Origin of the sequence: Duganella violaceipulchra, from assembly GCF_019166075.1 — a bacterium.
GTDB lineage: Bacteria > Pseudomonadota > Gammaproteobacteria > Burkholderiales > Burkholderiaceae_D > Rugamonas > Rugamonas violaceipulchra.
Genome location: NZ_JAHTGR010000015.1, coordinates 22,620 through 40,572, shown reverse-complemented (window position 1 = coordinate 40,572; position 17,953 = coordinate 22,620). Strand labels below are relative to the sequence as shown.

General features: G+C 65.4%; 21 protein-coding genes. 16 read left to right on the top strand and 5 right to left on the bottom strand.

The genetic code is table 11. The annotated features are described in order from the left end of the window. Positions 1-17: 17 nt before the first annotated feature. From KVP70_RS24620 to KVP70_RS24575, 10 genes are all read left to right on the top strand, one after another. On the top strand, positions 18-686 hold the full coding sequence (locus KVP70_RS24620) for a YbhB/YbcL family Raf kinase inhibitor-like protein (protein ID WP_217945076.1): 669 nt from the start codon (positions 18-20) through the stop codon (positions 684-686). Continuing rightward, positions 683-1,333 carry a histidine phosphatase family protein gene (locus tag KVP70_RS24615; protein ID WP_217945075.1) on the top strand — a complete coding sequence of 217 codons (651 nt, stop codon included), beginning with the start codon at positions 683-685 and terminating at the stop codon, positions 1,331-1,333. The genes KVP70_RS24620 and KVP70_RS24615 overlap by 4 nt, the downstream gene beginning before the upstream one ends. A 146-nt stretch (positions 1,334-1,479) precedes the next feature. Then, positions 1,480-2,496 carry a tRNA dihydrouridine synthase DusB gene (gene dusB, locus KVP70_RS24610; protein WP_217945074.1) on the top strand — a complete coding sequence of 339 codons (1,017 nt, stop codon included), beginning with the start codon at positions 1,480-1,482 and terminating at the stop codon, positions 2,494-2,496. 106 nt (positions 2,497-2,602) lie between these two features. Further along, entirely contained in the window at positions 2,603-2,836 is a 234-nt protein-coding gene (locus tag KVP70_RS24605; RefSeq protein WP_008445162.1) for a helix-turn-helix domain-containing protein, read from the top strand. 107 nt (positions 2,837-2,943) lie between these two features. Beyond that, the gene (gene purH, locus KVP70_RS24600; RefSeq protein WP_217945073.1) at positions 2,944-4,530 is read left to right on the top strand and encodes a bifunctional phosphoribosylaminoimidazolecarboxamide formyltransferase/IMP cyclohydrolase; all 1,587 of its coding nucleotides are present in this window, start codon (positions 2,944-2,946) and stop codon (positions 4,528-4,530) included. A gap of 223 nt (positions 4,531-4,753) precedes the next feature. Further along, complete coding sequence (gene ruvC / locus KVP70_RS24595) at positions 4,754-5,314, top strand: crossover junction endodeoxyribonuclease RuvC (protein ID WP_217945072.1); 561 nt, start codon at positions 4,754-4,756, stop codon at positions 5,312-5,314. A 27-nt stretch (positions 5,315-5,341) separates the two neighbouring features. Next, positions 5,342-5,920 carry a Holliday junction branch migration protein RuvA gene (ruvA, locus tag KVP70_RS24590; protein WP_070271126.1) on the top strand — a complete coding sequence of 193 codons (579 nt, stop codon included), beginning with the start codon at positions 5,342-5,344 and terminating at the stop codon, positions 5,918-5,920. A gap of 333 nt (positions 5,921-6,253) precedes the next feature. Further along, positions 6,254-6,553, top strand: a complete 300-nt coding sequence (locus tag KVP70_RS24585) for a hypothetical protein (protein ID WP_217945071.1) — start codon at positions 6,254-6,256, stop codon at positions 6,551-6,553. Between the two features lie 19 nt (positions 6,554-6,572). Then, complete coding sequence (gene ruvB, locus KVP70_RS24580; protein ID WP_217945070.1) at positions 6,573-7,628, top strand: Holliday junction branch migration DNA helicase RuvB; 1,056 nt, start codon at positions 6,573-6,575, stop codon at positions 7,626-7,628. After that, a complete protein-coding gene (locus KVP70_RS24575) occupies positions 7,628-8,092 on the top strand; it encodes a YaiI/YqxD family protein (protein WP_217945069.1) in 465 nt (154 codons plus the stop codon). Before ruvB ends, KVP70_RS24575 begins: the two co-directional genes overlap by 1 nt. On the opposite strand, the gene KVP70_RS24570 is transcribed toward KVP70_RS24575, so the two are convergent. Next, positions 8,093-8,461, bottom strand: coding sequence for a YbaN family protein (locus tag KVP70_RS24570; protein WP_217945068.1), 369 nt, complete (start codon positions 8,459-8,461; stop codon positions 8,093-8,095). A gap of 116 nt (positions 8,462-8,577) precedes the next feature. On the opposite strand from KVP70_RS24570, the gene KVP70_RS24565 reads away from it, so the two are divergent. Next, positions 8,578-9,339: a ThuA domain-containing protein gene (locus KVP70_RS24565; protein ID WP_217945067.1), complete on the top strand. Its 762-nt coding sequence runs from the start codon at positions 8,578-8,580 to the stop codon at positions 9,337-9,339. 1 nt (position 9,340) lies between these two features. On the opposite strand, the gene KVP70_RS24560 is transcribed toward KVP70_RS24565, so the two are convergent. Both KVP70_RS24560 and KVP70_RS24555 read right to left on the bottom strand, forming a co-directional pair. After that, positions 9,341-10,060, bottom strand: coding sequence for an OmpA family protein (locus tag KVP70_RS24560; protein WP_229225075.1), 720 nt, complete (start codon positions 10,058-10,060; stop codon positions 9,341-9,343). A gap of 17 nt (positions 10,061-10,077) precedes the next feature. Further along, a complete protein-coding gene (locus KVP70_RS24555; protein ID WP_217945066.1) occupies positions 10,078-11,544 on the bottom strand; it encodes an ice-binding family protein in 1,467 nt (488 codons plus the stop codon). Positions 11,545-11,799: 255 nt separating this feature from the next. Between KVP70_RS24555 and KVP70_RS24550 the strand changes: the two genes are divergently transcribed. After that, positions 11,800-12,630 (top strand): spondin domain-containing protein, encoded by an 831-nt coding sequence (locus tag KVP70_RS24550; RefSeq protein ID WP_217945065.1) that lies wholly within the window; start codon positions 11,800-11,802, stop codon positions 12,628-12,630. Positions 12,631-12,660: 30 nt separating this feature from the next. Here KVP70_RS24550 and KVP70_RS24545 read toward each other — a convergent pair whose 3' ends face one another. Continuing rightward, on the bottom strand, positions 12,661-13,110 hold the full coding sequence (locus KVP70_RS24545) for a DUF2147 domain-containing protein (protein ID WP_229225069.1): 450 nt from the start codon (positions 13,108-13,110) through the stop codon (positions 12,661-12,663). Positions 13,111-13,218: 108 nt separating this feature from the next. On the opposite strand from KVP70_RS24545, the gene KVP70_RS24540 reads away from it, so the two are divergent. Genes KVP70_RS24540 through KVP70_RS24530 form a run of 3 tightly spaced genes read left to right on the top strand, consistent with a single transcriptional unit; the run spans position 13,219 to position 15,792 of the window. Continuing rightward, the gene (locus KVP70_RS24540) at positions 13,219-13,845 is read left to right on the top strand and encodes a helix-turn-helix transcriptional regulator (RefSeq protein ID WP_217945064.1); all 627 of its coding nucleotides are present in this window, start codon (positions 13,219-13,221) and stop codon (positions 13,843-13,845) included. Continuing rightward, on the top strand, positions 13,835-14,809 hold the full coding sequence (locus tag KVP70_RS24535; protein WP_217945063.1) for an ornithine cyclodeaminase family protein: 975 nt from the start codon (positions 13,835-13,837) through the stop codon (positions 14,807-14,809). Before KVP70_RS24540 ends, KVP70_RS24535 begins: the two co-directional genes overlap by 11 nt. A 14-nt stretch (positions 14,810-14,823) precedes the next feature. Next, on the top strand, positions 14,824-15,792 hold the full coding sequence (locus KVP70_RS24530) for a threo-3-hydroxy-L-aspartate ammonia-lyase (protein ID WP_217945062.1): 969 nt from the start codon (positions 14,824-14,826) through the stop codon (positions 15,790-15,792). Here the strand turns inward: KVP70_RS24530 and KVP70_RS24525 are convergent, their stop codons facing one another. After that, on the bottom strand, positions 15,793-17,397 hold the full coding sequence (locus KVP70_RS24525; RefSeq protein ID WP_217945061.1) for a phytoene desaturase family protein: 1,605 nt from the start codon (positions 17,395-17,397) through the stop codon (positions 15,793-15,795). Positions 17,398-17,519: 122 nt separating this feature from the next. Between KVP70_RS24525 and KVP70_RS24520 the strand changes: the two genes are divergently transcribed. Continuing rightward, positions 17,520-17,945, top strand: a complete 426-nt coding sequence (locus tag KVP70_RS24520) for an Lrp/AsnC family transcriptional regulator (RefSeq protein WP_217945060.1) — start codon at positions 17,520-17,522, stop codon at positions 17,943-17,945. The last annotated feature ends 8 nt before the right edge of the window (positions 17,946-17,953 follow it).

Here is a 17,953-nt window from a genome sequence, read left to right as displayed (position 1 = left end):
GCGGTTGGGAGACGAGCATGAAACTTTCGAGCGACAGCTTTCGCGATGGCGGCGTCATTCCGTCCGAATACGCTTTTGGCAAGCTGGACGCGGACGGGCAAGTCGTCCTGTCCGCCAACCGCAACCCCCATCTGGCGTGGCGCGACGTGCCGGCCGGCACCGAGTCGCTGGCCTTGCTGTGCATCGATGGCGACGCACCGCAGGGCGCCAGCTACGTCAACGGCGCCGGCTGCCCGCTGCCGGAAAGCCAGCCGCGCGGCGACTTCTTCCACTGGAGCCTGGTCGATATCCCGGTCGGCCTGCAAGCGATCGCGGACGGCGCGCTGGCGCGCGGCGTGACCGCGCGCGGCAAGCCCGGCCCGGACGTGGTGCTGGACGGGCTGACGCTGCGCCAGGGCGTCAACGACTACAGCGGCTGGTTTTCGGCCGACCCGGCCATGGCCGGCGACTATTACGGGTATGATGGCCCCTGTCCGCCGTTTAACGATGAGCGCCTGCACCACTATATTTTCCGGCTCTATGCGCTCGATACGCCGCGTCTGGAACTGGAAGGGCGCTTCAGCTGCGCCGACCTGCTCAACGCCCTGCACGGCCACATCATCGACGAAGCCCAATTGATCGGCACGTACACCCTGAACCCGGCCCTGGCCGCCCAGGCGCGCCGGTCCAGAATAAAGATTGCATGAAGAACACCACTATTTTGCTGATCCGCCACGGCGAGACTTCCTGGAACGCCGTGCGCCGCCTGCAAGGCCATACCGATATCCCGCTGAACGACGAGGGCGCCCGCCAGGCCAACGCGCTGGCGCAGGCACTGGCCGCCGAGCAGGTCGATGTGCTGGTCTCCAGCGACCTGCAACGGGCGATGCAGACGGCGCAAGCCGTGGCCGAGCAGTACGACGGCCTGGAGGTGCAAACCGACGACCAGTTGCGCGAGCGCTGCTACGGCGTGTTCGAGGGCATGCTGTACGCCGAGATCGAGCGGCAATTCCCGGCCGAGTACGCACTGTGGCAGGCGCGCGATAGCGACGCCGTCATGCCGGCCGGCGAGCGGGAAGCGGAAAGCTTCCGCCAGTTCTACCAGCGCTCGACCGACGGCATTGCCGAGTGGGGGCAACGCCACCCCGGCCGCACCATCGCCATCGTCGCCCACGGCGGCGTGCTCGAGTGCGCCTACCGGGCGGCGGTCGGCATGTCGCTCGACAGCCCGCGCGACTTCCAGGTCAAGAACGCCAGCATCAACCGTTTCACTTGGGCCGACGGTAAGTTGGCGCTCACCAGCTGGGGCGAAGTCGATCACCTGAGCCTGGCCGCGATGGACGACATTATCTGACGACCGTGCTTATAGTTTATGCATGGAAATGTTCGTTCATAACGGCAAAGCTGCACATTTGCCGAAACCATAAAAAATAGTGCTTATAATTTGAGCAGCCCTTCGGTTAAAATAGAAGGTTCCTTCTTCACGTCCAGGTATCGCCAGTGCAAATCGGCCCTCATTTACTGCGCAACAACGTTTTCGTCGCCCCCATGGCCGGCGTCACCGATCGCCCCTTCCGCCAGCTGTGCAAACAGCTCGGAGCAGGCTATGCGGTGTCCGAAATGGCGGCCTCGAACCCGCGCTTGTGGGCGACCGAAAAAAGCGCGCGCCGTACCGATCACACCGGCGAGATGGAGCCGAAAGCGGTGCAGATCGCCGGCGCCGATCCCAAGGACCTGGCCGACTGCGCCCGCTTCAACGTCGAGCGCGGCGCCCAGATCATCGACATCAACATGGGGTGCCCGGTCAAGAAAGTCTGCAACGCCTGGTGCGGTTCGGCCCTGTTGCAGGACGAGCTGCTGGTCAAGCAGATCCTCGACGCCGTGGTTGGCGCGGTCGACGTGCCCGTCACGCTGAAATTCCGCACCGGCTGGAACCGCGCCAATAAAAACGCGCTGAACATCGCGCGCATCGCCGAGGACGCGGGCATCGCCATGCTGACCCTGCACGGCCGCACCCGCGCCGACGGCTACACCGGCGACGCCGAGTACGACACCATCGCGGCGGTCAAGCGCTCGGTCGCCATTCCGGTGGTGGCCAACGGCGACATCACCACGCCGGAGCAGGCCAGGTTCGTGCTCGACTACACCGGCGCCGACGCCGTCATGGTCGGCCGCGCCGCCCAGGGCCGCCCGTGGATCTTCCGCGAGATCGACCATTACCTGCGCACCGGCACCCATCTGCCGGCGCCGTATGTGGACGAAGTGCGCGCCCTGATGGATGAACACCTGCGCGCCCACTACGCCTTCTACGGCGACTATCTGGGCGTGCGCACCGCGCGCAAACACATAGGCTGGTATGTGCGCGACCTGCAGGGCGGCGAGGAATTCCGGCAGAAAATGAACCTGCTGGAGTCCACCGAAGAACAACTGATTGCCGTCGATCAATTTTTCGAATCCCAGTGGAGTGTCGGCGAGCGGTTACAATACCGCCTCCCTGAAGAATTAGAAGCAGCGTAAGACGGCGTAGAGAGCCTAAAAAAGTCGGATCAGAAGGGTGAGCGCCAGGGCCAAAAGCCCCGCAGCGATTTACCAGCGTCAACAGATTAAAAGCGAACGATATAAAATGAGCAAAGAAAGTATCCAGGAAGTAGTCCAGAAGAGCCTTGAAGATTACTTCAACGACCTGGGCGAGCAGCAGGCATCGAATATCTACGACATGGTCGTGCTGACCGTGGAAAAACCGATCCTGGAAGTGGTCATGACGCGCGCCGACGGCAACCAGTCGCATGCCGCGCAGATGCTGGGCATCAACCGCAATACCTTGCGCAAAAAACTGCAAGAACACGGCCTGCTGTAACAGCGCGCGTTTTTCCGGCATGAGTGGCTGGGGACGGCCGCCGTTGCCGCACCCGCAATACCGAATACGTCATCCCCTCATATTCAACCACTAGCCCCTCTCAAGCCATGATTAAACAAGCTCTCATCTCCGTCTCCGACAAAACCGGTGTGCTGGACTTCGCCCGCGCGCTGTCCGCCATGGGCGTCAACATCCTGTCGACCGGCGGCACCGCCAAACTGCTGGCCGACAACGGCGTCGCCGTGACCGAAGTGGCCGACTACACCGGCTTCCCGGAGATGCTCGATGGCCGCGTCAAGACGCTGCACCCGAAAGTCCACGGCGGCATCCTGGCCCGCCGCGATTTCCCTGAGCACATGGCCAAGCTGGCAGAGCACAACATTCCGACCATCGACATGGTAGTGGTCAACCTGTACCCGTTCCAGGCCACCGTGGCCAAGGAAACCTGCACGCTGGAAGACGCGATCGAGAACATCGACATCGGCGGCCCGGCCATGCTGCGTTCCTCCGCCAAGAACCACAAGGACGTGGTGGTCATCTGCGATCCTGCTGACTACGGCGTGGTGCTGGCTGAAATGAAGGCCAGCGACAACGCTCCTGGCCACGTCAGCTACGATACCCGTTTCAAGCTGGCCACCAAGGTCTATGCGCACACCGCGCAGTACGACGGCGCCATCGCCAACTACCTGACCAGCCTGGACGCGACCCGCGCCCACGCCAGCCGCAACACCTATCCGAACACGCTGAACGTGGCGTTTGAAAAAGTGCAGGACATGCGCTACGGCGAAAACCCGCACCAGTCGGCCGCGTTCTACCGCGACGTCACCTCGACCGAAGGCGCGCTGGCCAACTACCGCCAGCTGCAGGGCAAGGAACTGTCGTTCAATAACATCGCCGATGCGGACGCCGCATGGGAATGCGTGAAGAGCATGGGCAGCTTCGACCAGACCGCCGCCTGCGTGATCGTCAAGCACGCCAATCCGTGCGGCGTGGCGCTGGGCGCCAACGCGGCCGACGCCTACAAGCGCGCGCTGCAGACCGATCCGACCTCGGCGTTCGGCGGCATCATCGCCTTCAACGTCGAAGTGGACGCCGCAGCCGCGACCGAGCTGGCCAAGCTGTTCGTCGAAGTGCTGATCGCGCCGACCTTCACCGCTGAAGCCAAGCAGATCCTGTCGGCCAAGCAGAACGTGCGCCTGCTGGAAATCCCGCTCGGTAACGGCGTCAACGCGATGGACTTCAAGCGCGTCGGCGGCGGTTTGCTGGTGCAGTCGGCCGATTCGAAGAACGTGCTGATCGGCGACCTGAAAGTGGTCAGCAAGCTGCAGCCTACGCCGCAGCAGTTGCAAGACCTGATGTTCGCCTGGCGCGTGGCCAAGTACGTCAAGTCCAACGCCATCGTCTTCTGCGGTAACAATATGACGCTGGGCGTGGGCGCCGGCCAGATGAGCCGTATCGACTCGGCCCGCATCGCCTCGATCAAGGCGCAGAACGCCGGCCTGTCGCTGGCCGGTTCGGTCGTGGCGTCGGACGCCTTCTTCCCGTTCCGCGACGGCCTGGACGTGGTGGTCGACGCCGGCGCGACCTGCGTGATCCATCCGGGCGGCTCGATGCGCGACCAGGAAGTGATCGACGCGGCCGACGAGCGCGGCGTGGTCATGCTGTACACCGGCACCCGCCACTTCCGCCACTAATCGGTCGCTGAAACGCGGCCGCAGCTTCGTTGTTTCGCCACACCTGCGGTGTGGCCCTTGCCGTGCTAGCGCACTGTCTTCGGCGCCGCGCCTCGCTGCGACCACGTTTCAGCAACCTCATTTAGCATTAGAAGGCCCGCAAGTTTGCACAGTGCGGCGGATCTGCGGGTCCGCCGCACTGTTTTTATATACAGCATTCAATGTTCCCGGTTACAATCCGGGAATGATTATTCTCGGCATCGACCCCGGCTTGCGCACGACCGGCTTTGGCGTCATCCACAAGCAGGGCGCCAGGCTGCGCTACATCGCTTCCGGCACCATCAAGAGTGGCGAGGGCAGCCTGCCGGAGCGCCTCAAGGTGATCCTGGTCGGCGTGGCCGAGGTGGCCCGCACCTACCAACCCGACTACGCCGCCATCGAGCAGGTGTTCGTCAACGTCAATCCTCAATCGACCCTGCTGCTGGGCCAGGCGCGCGGCGCGGCCATTTGCGCGCTGGTGTCGGCCGACCTGAGCGTGGCCGAGTATTCGCCGACCCAGGTCAAGCAGGCGGTGGTGGGCACCGGGCGCGCGGTCAAGGCGCAGGTGCAGGACATGGTGGCGCGGCTGTTGTCGCTGCCCGGCCTGCCCGGCAGCGACGCCGCCGATGCGCTGGGCGTCGCCATCTGCCACGCCCACAGCCGCGAAACACTGACCCTGATCGCCGGCGCCGGCCAGGGCACGACCACGGCCGCGCGCGGTCCGCTGGCCGGCCTGCGCATGAAAAACGGCCGCCTGGTCGGCTAACCCTTCCTCTTTAAAGGCAATCACACGATGATCGGTCGTCTCTCCGGTATTCTGCTTGAAAAAAATCCGCCGCAACTGCTGGTTGACTGCGGCGGCGTCGGCTACGAAGTCGATGTGCCGATGAGCACCTTCTACAACCTGCCCGGCGTGGGCGAGAAAGTGGTGCTGTTCACGCACCAGGCGATCCGCGAGGATGCGCACCTGCTGTTCGGCTTCGGCAACGCCGAGGAGCGCGCGGTGTTCCGCCAGCTGATCAAGATCACCGGCGTCGGCGCGCGCACCGCGCTGTCGATCCTGTCGGGCATGTCGATCGCCGACCTGGCGCAGGCGGTGACGTTGCAGGAGTCGGGCCGCCTGGTCAAGGTGCCGGGCATCGGCAAGAAGACCGCCGAACGGCTGCTGCTGGAACTGAAGGGCAAGCTGGGCGCGGATATCGGCGCCGGCGGCGCGCACGCGGTGCCGGACTCGCAATCCGATATCCTGAACGCGTTGCTGGCGCTGGGCTATTCCGACAAGGAAGCCTTGCTGGCACTGAAGACCGTGCCGGCCGGCAGCGGCGTCTCGGACGGCATCAAGCAGGCGCTGAAAGCGCTCTCCAAAGGCTGATCCGCCTCAATCGAATCGCAGGCGGCCCCGCCTATGCTCGACCAACGAGCCAAGCGGAGCCGCCGATCATGGAGCAAGCAACACGCTTTCCCTGGAACCATTTCCCTGGCGTTTACATCCACGCACAGGAAAGTTTCGTCACGACGCATCGCGCTTACTCTGCTGCCAAAGCCGGAGATAGCTTTGTCTGTCACGTTGGAACGCTTGCCAATTTTCGAGGTCATATTCTTGCGCAGAATGGATTTGTAATTGGCGCAACGGCATTAACCGGCAGGGACTACGCCGCCGAGCTGGCCCTTACAAGCGAACAATTGGCTGAGCTGAGGAGCAAACATGGACACATCGAATACTGGTGGCGACAACGGTTCGGGTTCGGATTCGAATGCCTCACCGCGTCAGAGGCCCGATATCTCAGCCGGGCTCGCACAGCTGAAAGCATCATTGAAAGCCTGGAAGCAGTTGATCGATGAAGGCAAGGTAGAATCACTGATATTGAAAATCGATTCGCCGCCAGAGTTGGCGGGCGTCCCTAATCGCATGCTGACTGAGCCAGAATTGCAACAGCTTATACTGAGCAAAAAACTGCAGAGCGATTACATGCAGCGAATACGCAAAACCCCAAGACTTGATTAAATAGGCAACCAGCAACTGCATGAGCATCCAGACCGACAGCTTCACCGAACAACGCATCATCGACGCGGCGCCGTCGTCGCCGAATGAGGAGGCGATCGAGCGCGCTTTGCGCCCCAAGCATCTCGATGAATACGTCGGCCAGTCCAAGATCCGCGACCAGCTGGAGATCTTCATCGCCGCCGCCCGCAACCGCAAGGAGGCGCTGGACCATACCTTGCTGTTCGGCCCGCCCGGCCTGGGCAAGACCACCCTGGCCAACATCATCGCGCGCGAGATGGGCGTCAACCTGCGCCAGACTTCCGGCCCGGTGCTGGAGCGTCCGGGCGACCTGGCTGCCATCCTGACCAACCTGGAAGCGAACGACGTGCTGTTCATCGACGAGATCCACCGCCTGTCGCCGGTGGTCGAGGAGATCCTGTACCCGGCGCTGGAGGACTACCAGATCGACATCATGATCGGCGAGGGCCCGGCCGCGCGCTCCGTCAAGCTGGACCTGCAGCCGTTCACGCTGGTCGGCGCCACCACCCGCGCCGGCATGCTGACCAACCCGCTGCGCGACCGCTTCGGCATCGTCGCCCGGCTGGAGTTCTACAACACCGAGGAACTGACCAAGATCGTCACCCGCAGCGCCGCGCTGTTGAAGGCCAACATCGTCCCCGACGGCGCGGTGGAAATCGCCCGCCGCGCGCGCGGCACGCCGCGTATCGCCAACCGCCTGCTGCGCCGCGTGCGCGACTACGCCGAAGTCAAGAGCAACGGCGACATCACCAAGGTCACCGCCGACGCCGCGCTGGTCATGCTCGATGTCGACACGGTCGGCTTCGACGTCATGGACCGCAAGCTGCTCGAAGCGGTGTTGTTCAAGTTCGGCGGCGGCCCGGTCGGCATCGGCAACCTGGCGGCGGCCATCGGCGAAGCGGCCGACACCATCGAGGACGTGCTGGAGCCCTATCTGATCCAGCAAGGCTTTTTGCAGCGCACGCCGCGCGGCCGCGTCGCCACGCCGGCCGCCTACAAGCACTTCGGCGTGACGCCGCCGCGCACCAGTCCCAACGGCGAATTGTGGGAGCTGTGATGCAGATCTGGGTCGACGCCGACGCCTGTCCGGCGGTCATCAAGGACATCCTCTACCGCGTGGCCGACCGCGTGCCGCTGCAGGTCACGCTGGTGGCCAACCAGTTGCTGCGGGTGCCGCCGTCGCGCCACATCCGTTCGGTGCAAGTGCCGTCCGGCGCCGACGTGGCCGACCAGGAAATCGTGCGCCTGCTGGCGCCCGGCGACCTGGTGGTTACCGGCGACATCCCGCTGGCGTCGGACGTGCTGAAGAAGGGCGGCTACGCGCTCAACCCACGCGGCGAGTTCTACACCAACGACAATATCGCGCAGATGCTGACCATGCGCGCCTTCATGGACGAGCTGCGCGGCAGCGGCGTCGACACCGGCGGCCCGGCGGCGTTCAACCAGGGCGACCGGCAAAACTTCGCCAACAGCCTGGACCGGCATATCAGCAAGATCCAGCGCGAGTCGCGCGGCGCGTGATTATTTGGGGATGCGCATGGTGGGCACGAAGCGGGTCAGGTAGATGGTCACGCAACTGCCGATGAGCAGCAGCATGATCTGCAAGCCGAGCTTGTCCATCCGCCACATCGAGTAAGCCAGCGACGCCCACATGAAAATCAGCGTCCAGATCTTGCCGCGCAAGGGGATGCCCTTGCCGTTCTCGTAGTCGCGCAGGTAGTTGCCGAAGACGCGGTTGGTCAGCAACCAGTGGTGCAGGCGGGTCGAGCCGCGCGCGAAGCAGGCCGACGCCAGCAGCAGGAAGGGTGTGGTCGGCAACAGCGGCAGGAAGATGCCGAGGATGCCCAGCGCGACCGCCACGCAGCCGACCAGGTTCAGGAAAATTTTCATGCGCTCTGCCGTAATGTGGACCGTTCCATTATCCATGCTGTCCCGCAGCATGGATAGTGCTTTACAGCGCCGCAGGCGCATGCGATGTTAGCGCTATCTTTTTATTGAGGGCCACCATGAAAAAAATCCTGATGACGCTGTGCGCCTGGCTGCTGCTGGCGGGGGCCGTCCATGCCGACAACCAGTACAAGGTGCTGGTGCTGGCCATGCCCGGCAAATACCACTACGAATACATTCCGATCGCGCGCGACAGCTTCGAGCAGCTGGCCAGGCTGCATGCTTTCGAACTGACTTACACCAGCAAGCCGGAAGTTTTCGACGGCGACCTGGGCCAATACGCGGCGGTGGTGTTCCTGAACACGCCGGGCGAGGAGCTCAGCGAGCCGCGCCGCAGGAAGTTCGAGGACTATATGCGCGCAGGCGGCAACGCCATGCTGGTGCATCGCGCGCTGATCATTCCGGCCAATACCTGGCCCTGGTTCGAGAAGCTGGTGGGTCGCACCATAGGCAACCATCCGATGTTGCAGACCGGCGTGGTCGAGGTGGTGGACAAGAAATTCCCGGCGACCTACGGCTTGCCGCAGCGCTGGCTTTGGAGCGATGAATGGTATGTGTCCAGCAATCCGCACCACATCCGTATCGAGCCGGTGCTGAACGTGGACGAGAGCACTTACGACCCGACCAAAATCTGGCCGGGTCAAGTGTCCACAGGAATGGGCAGGGATCACCCGGTGGCGTGGTACCACCGAGTTGAAAAAGGCCGCGTGTTCGTCACGGCGCTGGGCCACAACGGCGAGATGTACCGCGACCCGCAATACCTGCATCACCTGATGGGCGGCCTCTACTGGACCGCCACCGGCAAAGGCATCGAGCCCTAGCTTACTTCGCGACGCTGCGGGTGCCGACCACTTCCACCGTCACGCGGCGGTTCTTGGCGCGGCCATCGGCCGTGCGGTTGTCGGCCAGCGGCTGGGTCTCGCCCTTGCCCTCGGTGTAGATGCGCGACGCGTCCACGCCCTTGCTCACCAGGTAGGCCTTGACCGCTTCGGCGCGGCGCAGCGACAGCTTCTGGTTGTAGTCGTTGGCGCCGACCGAGTCGGTATGGCCGACGGTGACCATCACCTCGGTGTCCATGCCCCGCAGCTTGGTCAGCAGGTCGTCCAGCGCGGCCTTGCCGTCCGGCTTGACGGCCGACTTGTCGAAATCAAACAGCGCTTCGGCGGCGAACGAGACTTTCTCCGACGTCGGCTGCGGCGCTTTCGGCGGCGGCGGCAACGGCGTTACCGCAGGCGGTGGCGGCGCCGGTTCGGCCGCCGGCGGCGGCACATACACCGGCGCGCTGTGCGCCGGCCGGCCCAGCTTGTAGACCAGGCTGACCGACAGCAGGTCGACATTGCCGCGATTGCCGACCGCGTCGTTGACGCGGTAGCGCTCCACCTCGCCGCGCAGCGCCAAGGCTTCGTTGAGCTTGTACTCCAGGCCGACGCCGGCCTTGGGGTTGAACTTGTGCTCGCTCTGATCGGGGCCGGTGACGGCCGCCAGGCGGTTGCCGCTGAAATGCGTGCTGGTCTTGGCGTAGTTGGCGCCGACCCGGCCCAGCAGCGACAGCCGCTCGGTCAGCGGCAGTTGCGCCAGTTGTCGCCCACCGTGATCGCAGCCGACTGGCCCAGGATGTTGCCCTTGAAGACGCTGTTGGCGCCCAGTGTGGTCGGGCCGACCGGCAGCCAGTTGACATTGGCCGCAGTGGCGCCGTTGCTCAGGGCGACGATCGAATTGGCGGTCGAGTTCAAGGTCAGCGCGGTGCGGAAGATGTACACGCCGGGACCGCTCAAGGTCACGGTGCCGGTGATGTTGATGGCGCCGGCATAGCAGTAGACGCCCGGGGCGAAGGTCTGGCCGCCGAGATCGATGTCGCCGGCAAAGCTGACGTCGCAAGTGCGGCCGTTGGCGTTGCTGATGGCCACTTGCAGGTCGGCCAGGGCGCCGGCCAGGATGGCGCCGGATTTGTAGTTGGTGAAGCCGGCCACCAGGGTTGGATCGGTGGTTTGCGACGGCGAGCCGACATCGCCAGTGATCAGCGTGGTGCCGCCGGCGTTGTTGGTCAGCGAGGTGCCGGCCAGGACGGCGAAGCTGGCCGCGTTGCCCAGCGGGACCGGCTGGGCCACTGGTGGCAGCGGTGGCAACACGCCGGCGGTCACGGTCAGCGCGGCGCTGCCCGATTTGGCGCCGACGGTGGCGGTGACGGTGGTGGTGCCGACGGTGACGCCGGTGGCCATGCCGACCGTGGTGATGGTGCCGATGGCCGGGGTGGTGGCGCTCCAGGCGGCGCTGCCGGTGACCAGGGCGGTGCTGTTATCCGAGTAGGTGGCGGTGGCGACGAATTGCTGCTGGCCGCCGATCAGGACGGTGGGGTTGGCCGGGGTGACGGCGATGCTGGTGAGCGTGGCGGAAGGCACGGTGACGGTGGTGCTGGCGCTCATGCCGTTGCTGGTGGCGGTGACCACCGAGGTGCCCAGTGCGACACCGGTGACCAGGCCGCGGGCGTTGACGGTGGCGCTGGCCGGCGTGGCCGAGGCGAAGGTCGCGCTGGCGGTCAGGTCCTGGGTGCTGGCGTCGGAATAAGTGCCGACCACGACCAGCTGGCGCGAGGCGGCGATCCGCACGGTCGGCGCTTGCGGCGCGACGGCGATCGACAGCAGCACGGGCGGGGTGACGGTCAGCGTGGCGGTGGCGGTCTTGCCGTTGAAGGCGGCGCTGATGATGGAACTGCCGACGCCGGCGCTGGTGGCCAGGCCGGTGGCGGCGGCGATGCTGGCCACGGCCGGGGTGGCGGAGCTCCAGGCGGCGGTAACGGCCTGGGTGGAGCCGTCGCTATAGGTGGCGCTGGCGCTGAACTGCTGGGTCGTGCCGAGGGCGATGCTGGGCGCCGGCGGCGTCACCGCCAGCGACACCAGCGTGGCGGCCGGCAGGCCGAGGATGGGATCGCGCCCCTGGTCGCCGCCGCCGCAGCCTGCCAGCAGGGCGGCGGCGAGCAGGCCGACGGAACAGATCAGGGTCTGGGTGGATCGTTGCAGGAATTTCATGATGTTTCCTTTGTGCTGAAACAGTGGGCCAACTGGCGGCCTTCGCTATGTGCGATAGGCAAGTGTTCCACGGTCTCATGCACGACGGAGTCGGTATGTACGCTAGCGCTCTTAGTCGAGGCCGCTGCGACATCCTTACAACGGATACAAAAAATATAAAAATGAAATGTTTGTAAGGCGGGGGTGATGCCATGTGACCAACACGAGCCGCGCATCGGCGCGGCATCCTGTTCACCTCACCAAGGAAGACCTCAGATGAAACCTTACACTCTTGCCAAGGCCGTGCTGGCCGCCTGCGTCAGCCTGTCCGCCTGCGCCGCCCAGGCGGCCGACGTCACCTTCACCTTCACCAATACCGCGCCGGCCGGCGGTGTCGGCGTCGCGCCGTTGTGGCTGGGGCTGCATAACGGCAGCTTCGATAGTTTCGATGTGGGCAGCGCGGCCTCGGTGGCGGTCGAGCGCGCCGCCGAAGACGGCAACGCCAAGGTGCTCACGGCCAACTTCGCCAGCCAGGCCGCCGGCGGCCTGCAGACCACGCTGCCGAACGGCCCGCGCTTCCCCGGCGCCAGCAGCACGTTCACGCTGCACAACGTCGACCTGAACGGCGCCAACCGCTACCTGAGCTACGCCGCGATGGTCGTGCTCAGCAACGATTTCTTTATCGGCAATGACAATGCCAAGGCGATCGACCTGGCGTCGCTGGCGGGGGGCGGGCAGCTGTCGCTGGCGCTGGGCGGCGCCGGCCATGTGTATGACGCCGGCACCGAGCAGAACAACTTTGCCTATTCGCTGGCCAACGGCGCCTACGGCATCGGCGGCGGCCAGAAGGGGCCGAACCAGGGGATCGATGAGCACGGCGTGGTGCATGTCGCGACTGGCAATCCCTACCTGAGCTTTGTCGACGACGGCCACTACGTGCCGGCCAACGTCGACTGGACCGCGCTGAACTTCAATACCCAGCAATCCATCGGCCGCCTGGATATCTCGGTAGCGGCGGTGCCGGAGCCGGAAACGTATGCGATGCTGTTCGCCGGCCTCGGCTTGCTGGGCTTGCTCGCCCGTCGCCGTCAAGGCGCCGGCGCTTAACTGGGGCAGCGCCGGGAATAGGGCGGGCGCTTATTCCTGGCGCACCCACACTTGCGAACGGCCCAGCATCGGCACGCCGATGTAGCCGCGCATGCTCAGCTTCTTGCCGCCATCGGTCAGGTGCAGCTTGCACTTGTAGGTCTCGCCGTCGTCCGGGTCGAGGATCTGGCCGCCGTTGTATTCGTCGCCGTCCTTCTTCAGGTTGGTCATGATGACCATGCCGATCACCGGCTTGCCCTTGCGCGCATCCTTGCACTTTTCGCAGCTGGGGGCCTGGTCTTCGCCGGGTTCGCGGAACAGTTTCTCGATCTGGCCTTGCAGCACGCCGTTGGTCTCGGTGACGCGGATCAGCGCTTTCGGCTTGCCGGTCTTGTCGTCGATATTTTTCCACAGGCCGATCGGCGAGGCGTCGTCGGCGAAGGCGGGGGCGATCGACAGGAAGGCCGCAACCGCCAGGCCCAGGAATTTCAAAGTACGCATGTGAGTCTCCAGGTGATTTTTTGTTCAAAGAGTGTAGCAAAAAAATGACCGGTCGTACTATTTTGGTGGATTTTACACAAATAATCTAAAACAAGATAATATGTGTAAATGAAAAAGACAGTCGAACAGCAAAACCTGCTGGAACAGATGCGCCAGATCGCCGACGGCCTGGGCCAGACCCTGGCGCCGTTCTGCGAAGTGGTGCTGCACGATCTGACCGATCCCGAACATGCCATCCTGGCGATCCACAACAACTTGTCCGGCCGCGCCGTCGGCGCGCCGGCCACCGAGCTGGGGCTGGCGCGCGCCGCCGATCCCGACGTCGCCCAGGTGATCGCCAACTACCCCAACACCTTCGCCGACGGCCGCCGCGCCAAGAGCACCTCGATCGGCATCAAGGACAGCACCGGCCAGTACGTCGCCGCGCTGTGCATGAACGTCGACCTGACGGTGTTCCGCAGCCTGAACACCCTGTTGACGCAGTTCAGCGCGGTCGACAACGATAGCGCCGTGCGCGAGACGCTGGAGCCGGCCGGCGCCGACGCCATCCGCGCCCGCATCGACCAGTTCGCCGCACGCCTGGCCACCACGCCGCGCGCGTTCAAGGCCGAGGAGCGCAAGGCGCTGATGCGCGAACTGAAGGAATCGGGCCTGGGCGACGTGCGGCGCGCCATGGATATCGTCGCCAATTATTTGAACGTCTCGCGCGCCACGGTGTACAACGATGCCAGATAACGCCCAGCTGTTGCTACTGGACCGCGACCAGGCCGCCGCGCTGCTGCAGCCGGACGAGGTGCTGGCCGCCGTGCGCGAATCATTCCGCCTGCACGCCAGCGGCGACGGCCGCATCTTCCCGCTGGTGCGCGAGGCGCTGCCGGCCGGGGTGTTCGGCATCAAGTCCGGCGGCGTGATGACGCAGGACCTGCTGGGCATGAAGGCGGCCGGCTTCTGGCCCGGCAACCGCCAGTACGGCGCCGACGGCCACCAGGCCACCATCATGCTGTTCGACCCGGCCAGTGGACGGCCGCAATGCCTGATCGACGGCAACGCCGTCACCACCGCGCGCACCGCCGCCGCCGGCGCCCTGGGCTTGCTGGCGCTGGCGCGGCCCGACAGCGAGCGCCTGTGCGTGTTCGGCACCGGCGTGCAGGGCGCGGCGCATGTCGACTACGCGCTGCGCGTGCTGCCCGGCCTGCGGCGCGTGCGCTACCTGACCTCCGACGGCCGCCGCGATCCGCAGTTCGAGGCGCGCTTCGCGCAGCGCTGCGACATCGCGCCCGGCGCCGGCGCCGACGCGGCGGTGGCCGCGAGCGACATCGTCATCACCGCCACCACCGGACGCGGCGCGCTGTTCTCGGCGCAGGCCGTGCGTGCCGGCACCCATTTGAACTGCGTCGGCAGCGACACGCGCGGCAAGCGCGAACTGCCGGAAGGCATGCTGGCGCTGGCCCACACCTGGGTCGACGACCTGGCGCAGGCGCTCAGCATCGGCGAGCTGCAATGGGCGCCGCAAACGCCGGTGCAGGAATTGGGCGCGCTGCTGGCGGCCGATGTGCCCGCCCGCCACGGCATCGCGGCGGACGCCATCACCCTCTTCGACATGACGGGCCTGGCCCTGCAGGATCTTTCGGTGGCGCGCATGCTGCAACGGCGCGCTTTGGCAACTGGCACGGGCACCCATATCGCCTGGCCCTGGTAACGACAAGGACAACCATGAACGAACTGAACCTCCCAAGCTACGCCGACGTGCTGGCCGCCTCGGAACGCATCGCCGGCCACGCCCACCACACGCCGGTGGCCACCTCGCGCACCGCCAATGAAGAGCTGGGCGCCGAGGTGTTCTTCAAATGCGAGAACATGCAGCGCATGGGCGCGTTCAAGTTCCGCGGCGGCTACAACGCCCTGGCGCGCTTCACGCCCGAGCAGCGCCGCGCCGGCGTGGTGGCGTTCTCGTCGGGGAACCATGCGCAGGCGATCGCGCTGGCGGCCAAACTGCTGGACATCCCGGCCACCATCATCATGCCGCTCGACGCGCCGGCCTCCAAGGTCGCCGCCACGCGCGGCTACGGCGCGCAAGTGGTGAGCTACGACCGCTACACCGAAGACCGCGAACAGATCGGCCGCGACCTGGCGCGGCAACACGGCCTGACCCTGATCCCGCCCTACGACCATCCGGACGTGATCGCCGGGCAGGGCACGGCGGCCAAGGAATTGCTGGAGACGGTGGGCCACCTGGACGCGCTGTTCGTCTGCCTGGGCGGCGGCGGCCTGCTGAGCGGCTCGGCGCTGGCGTCGCGCGCGATCTCGCCGTCGACCAGGATCTACGGCGTGGAGCCGGAAGCGGGCAACGACGGCCAGCAATCGTTCCGCAGCGGCAGCATCGTGCATATCGAAACGCCGAAGACCATCGCCGACGGCGCCCAGACCCAGCACCTGGGCAAGCTGACCTTCCCCATCATCCAGCGCGACGTGGACGATATCCTGACCGTCAGCGACGAGCAGCTGCGCCACGAAATGCGCTTCATCGCGGCGCGCATGAAGATGGTGGTCGAGCCGACCGGCTGCCTGGGCTTCGCCGCCGCGCGGGCGATGAAGGACCAGCTGCAAGGCCAGCGGATCGGCGTCATCATCAGCGGCGGCAACGTCGACATCGACCGTTACGCCGCCTTGCTGGCGCATTAACTACGCATATTTTTTTTGCTTGAAGTCGCGCAGGATCTCGTGCGCCGCGTTGTGTCCCGGCGCGCCGGTCACGCCGCCGCCGGGGTGGGTGCCGGCGCCGCAGGTGTACAGGCCGGAGATCGGGCCGCGATAGTCGGCGTGGCCCAGCATCGGCCGCGCCGAGAACAGTTGGTCCAGTCCCAGCGCGCCGTGGAAGATGTCGCCGCCGACCAGGCCAAAGGTGCGCTCCAGGTCGAGTGGACTCATGATCTGCCGGCCCAGCACGGACTGCTTGAAATTGGGCGCGTACTTGTTGACGGTGGCTATCATCAAGTCGGCGACGGTGTCGCGGTGCTGATCCCAGCTGGCGCCGTCGGGCAACTGTGGCGCCACGTGCTGGCAGAACAGGCTGGCCACGTGCTGGCCGGGCGGCGCCAGGGTCGGGTCCAGCGTGGAAGGAATCAGCACTTCGACGATGGGCTTGCGTGCCCAGCCCAGCGCGCGGGCGTCGTGGTAGGCCCGCTCCATGTAGTCGAGGCTGGGGGCGATGATGATGCCGCTGCCATGATGCTCCGCCATCGTCTTGCCGGGCAGGCAGCTGAAGTCCGGCAGCTCCGACAGCGCCACGTTCATGCGGAAGGTGCCGGAGCCGCAGCGCCAGCCTTCCATGCGGCGCAGGAAATCGGCGGGCAGGGCGGCCGGATCGACCAAGGACGTGTACAACAGGCGCGGATTGAGGTTGGACACCACTACTCGCGCATCGAGCCGCTCGCCCTGCGCGGTGACCACGCCCACGGCGCGGCCCTTATCCAGCAACACTTCCTTTACGCCGCAGCCGGTGCGGAGCTCGACCCCGCGCGCCTCGGCCGCGCTGGCCATCGCCTGCGTGATGGCGCCCATGCCGCCGATGGCGTGGCCCCAAGCGCCTTTCTTGCCGTTCACCTCGCCGAACACATGGTGCAGCAGCACATAGGCGGAACCGGGCGTGTACGGGCTGGCGTAGTTGCCGACAATGCTGTCGAAGCCGAAGGCGGCCTTGATCGGCGCGCTCTCGAACCAGCCGTCCAGATAGTCGCCGGCCGATTTGGTGAACAGGTCGAGCAGCTCGCGCTGGGTGGCCAGCGGCAGCTTGCGCATGCGGTTGCCCAGGCCGCCGGCCTTGATCAGCTCGGGCAGGGCGCTGAGCCAGTTGCCCTGGACCAGGTTGGGCGGGGTTTGCAGCACGGTGTCGCGCAGCAGCTCGGCGGCCACTTCCAGATGTTCGCCATAGGCTTGCAGGCGGTCCGCGTCGCGCTGGGAAAACTTGGCCACTTCCTCGGCGGTCTTGCCGGGGCCGACTTTCAGATAACGGCCGTCGTCCAATGGCAGGAAGTTCGACAGCGGCCGTTCGACGATCTTCAGCCCGTGCCTGACCAGCTCCAGGTCGCGGATCACCTTGGGGTTGAGCAGCGAGACGGTGTACGCGGCCACGGAATTGCGGAAGCCCGGATGGAATTCCTCGGTCACCGCCGCGCCGCCGACCACGCCGCGCTGCTCCAGCACCGTGACCTTCAATCCTGCCTTGGCCAGATAGTGGGCGCACACCAGGCCGTTGTGGCCGCCGCCGATAATGATCACGTCGCGCATCGATACTCTCCTTGAATTCAGTAGCATCATTGTGCGGATGGGTTCGGCAAATTGCATTGCGCAAGCCGACGAATTGCGGGAATATACTGAGCAAAATGACGAATATCTCGGCAAAAGGAACCATGGACGACATCGATCAGCAACTGCTGGCGCTGCTGCGGGAGAACGCGCGCGCCACCACCAGCGAGCTGGCGCGCAAGCTCGGCCTGTCGCGCACGACGGTGCAAAGCCGGATTGACCGCCTGCAGCGCTCCGGCGTGGTGATCGGCTACACGGTGCGCACCAGCGCCGACTATCGCGCCGGACTGGTGCGGGCGCTGGTGATGATCACCGCCACGCCCAAGCTGACGCCAGGCATCGAAAGCGCCTTGCGCAAGCTGGCCCACGTGCGCACGCTGCATTCTGTAAACGGTATATACGATTTCATCGCCGGCGTGGAAGCGGGCTCGGTGGAGGAGCTGGACGGCGTGGTCGACCGCATCGGCGCGCTCGACGGCGTGGAACGCACCGCCACCTCGATCCTGATGACCACCCGCATCGACCGCTAAAAAAAAAC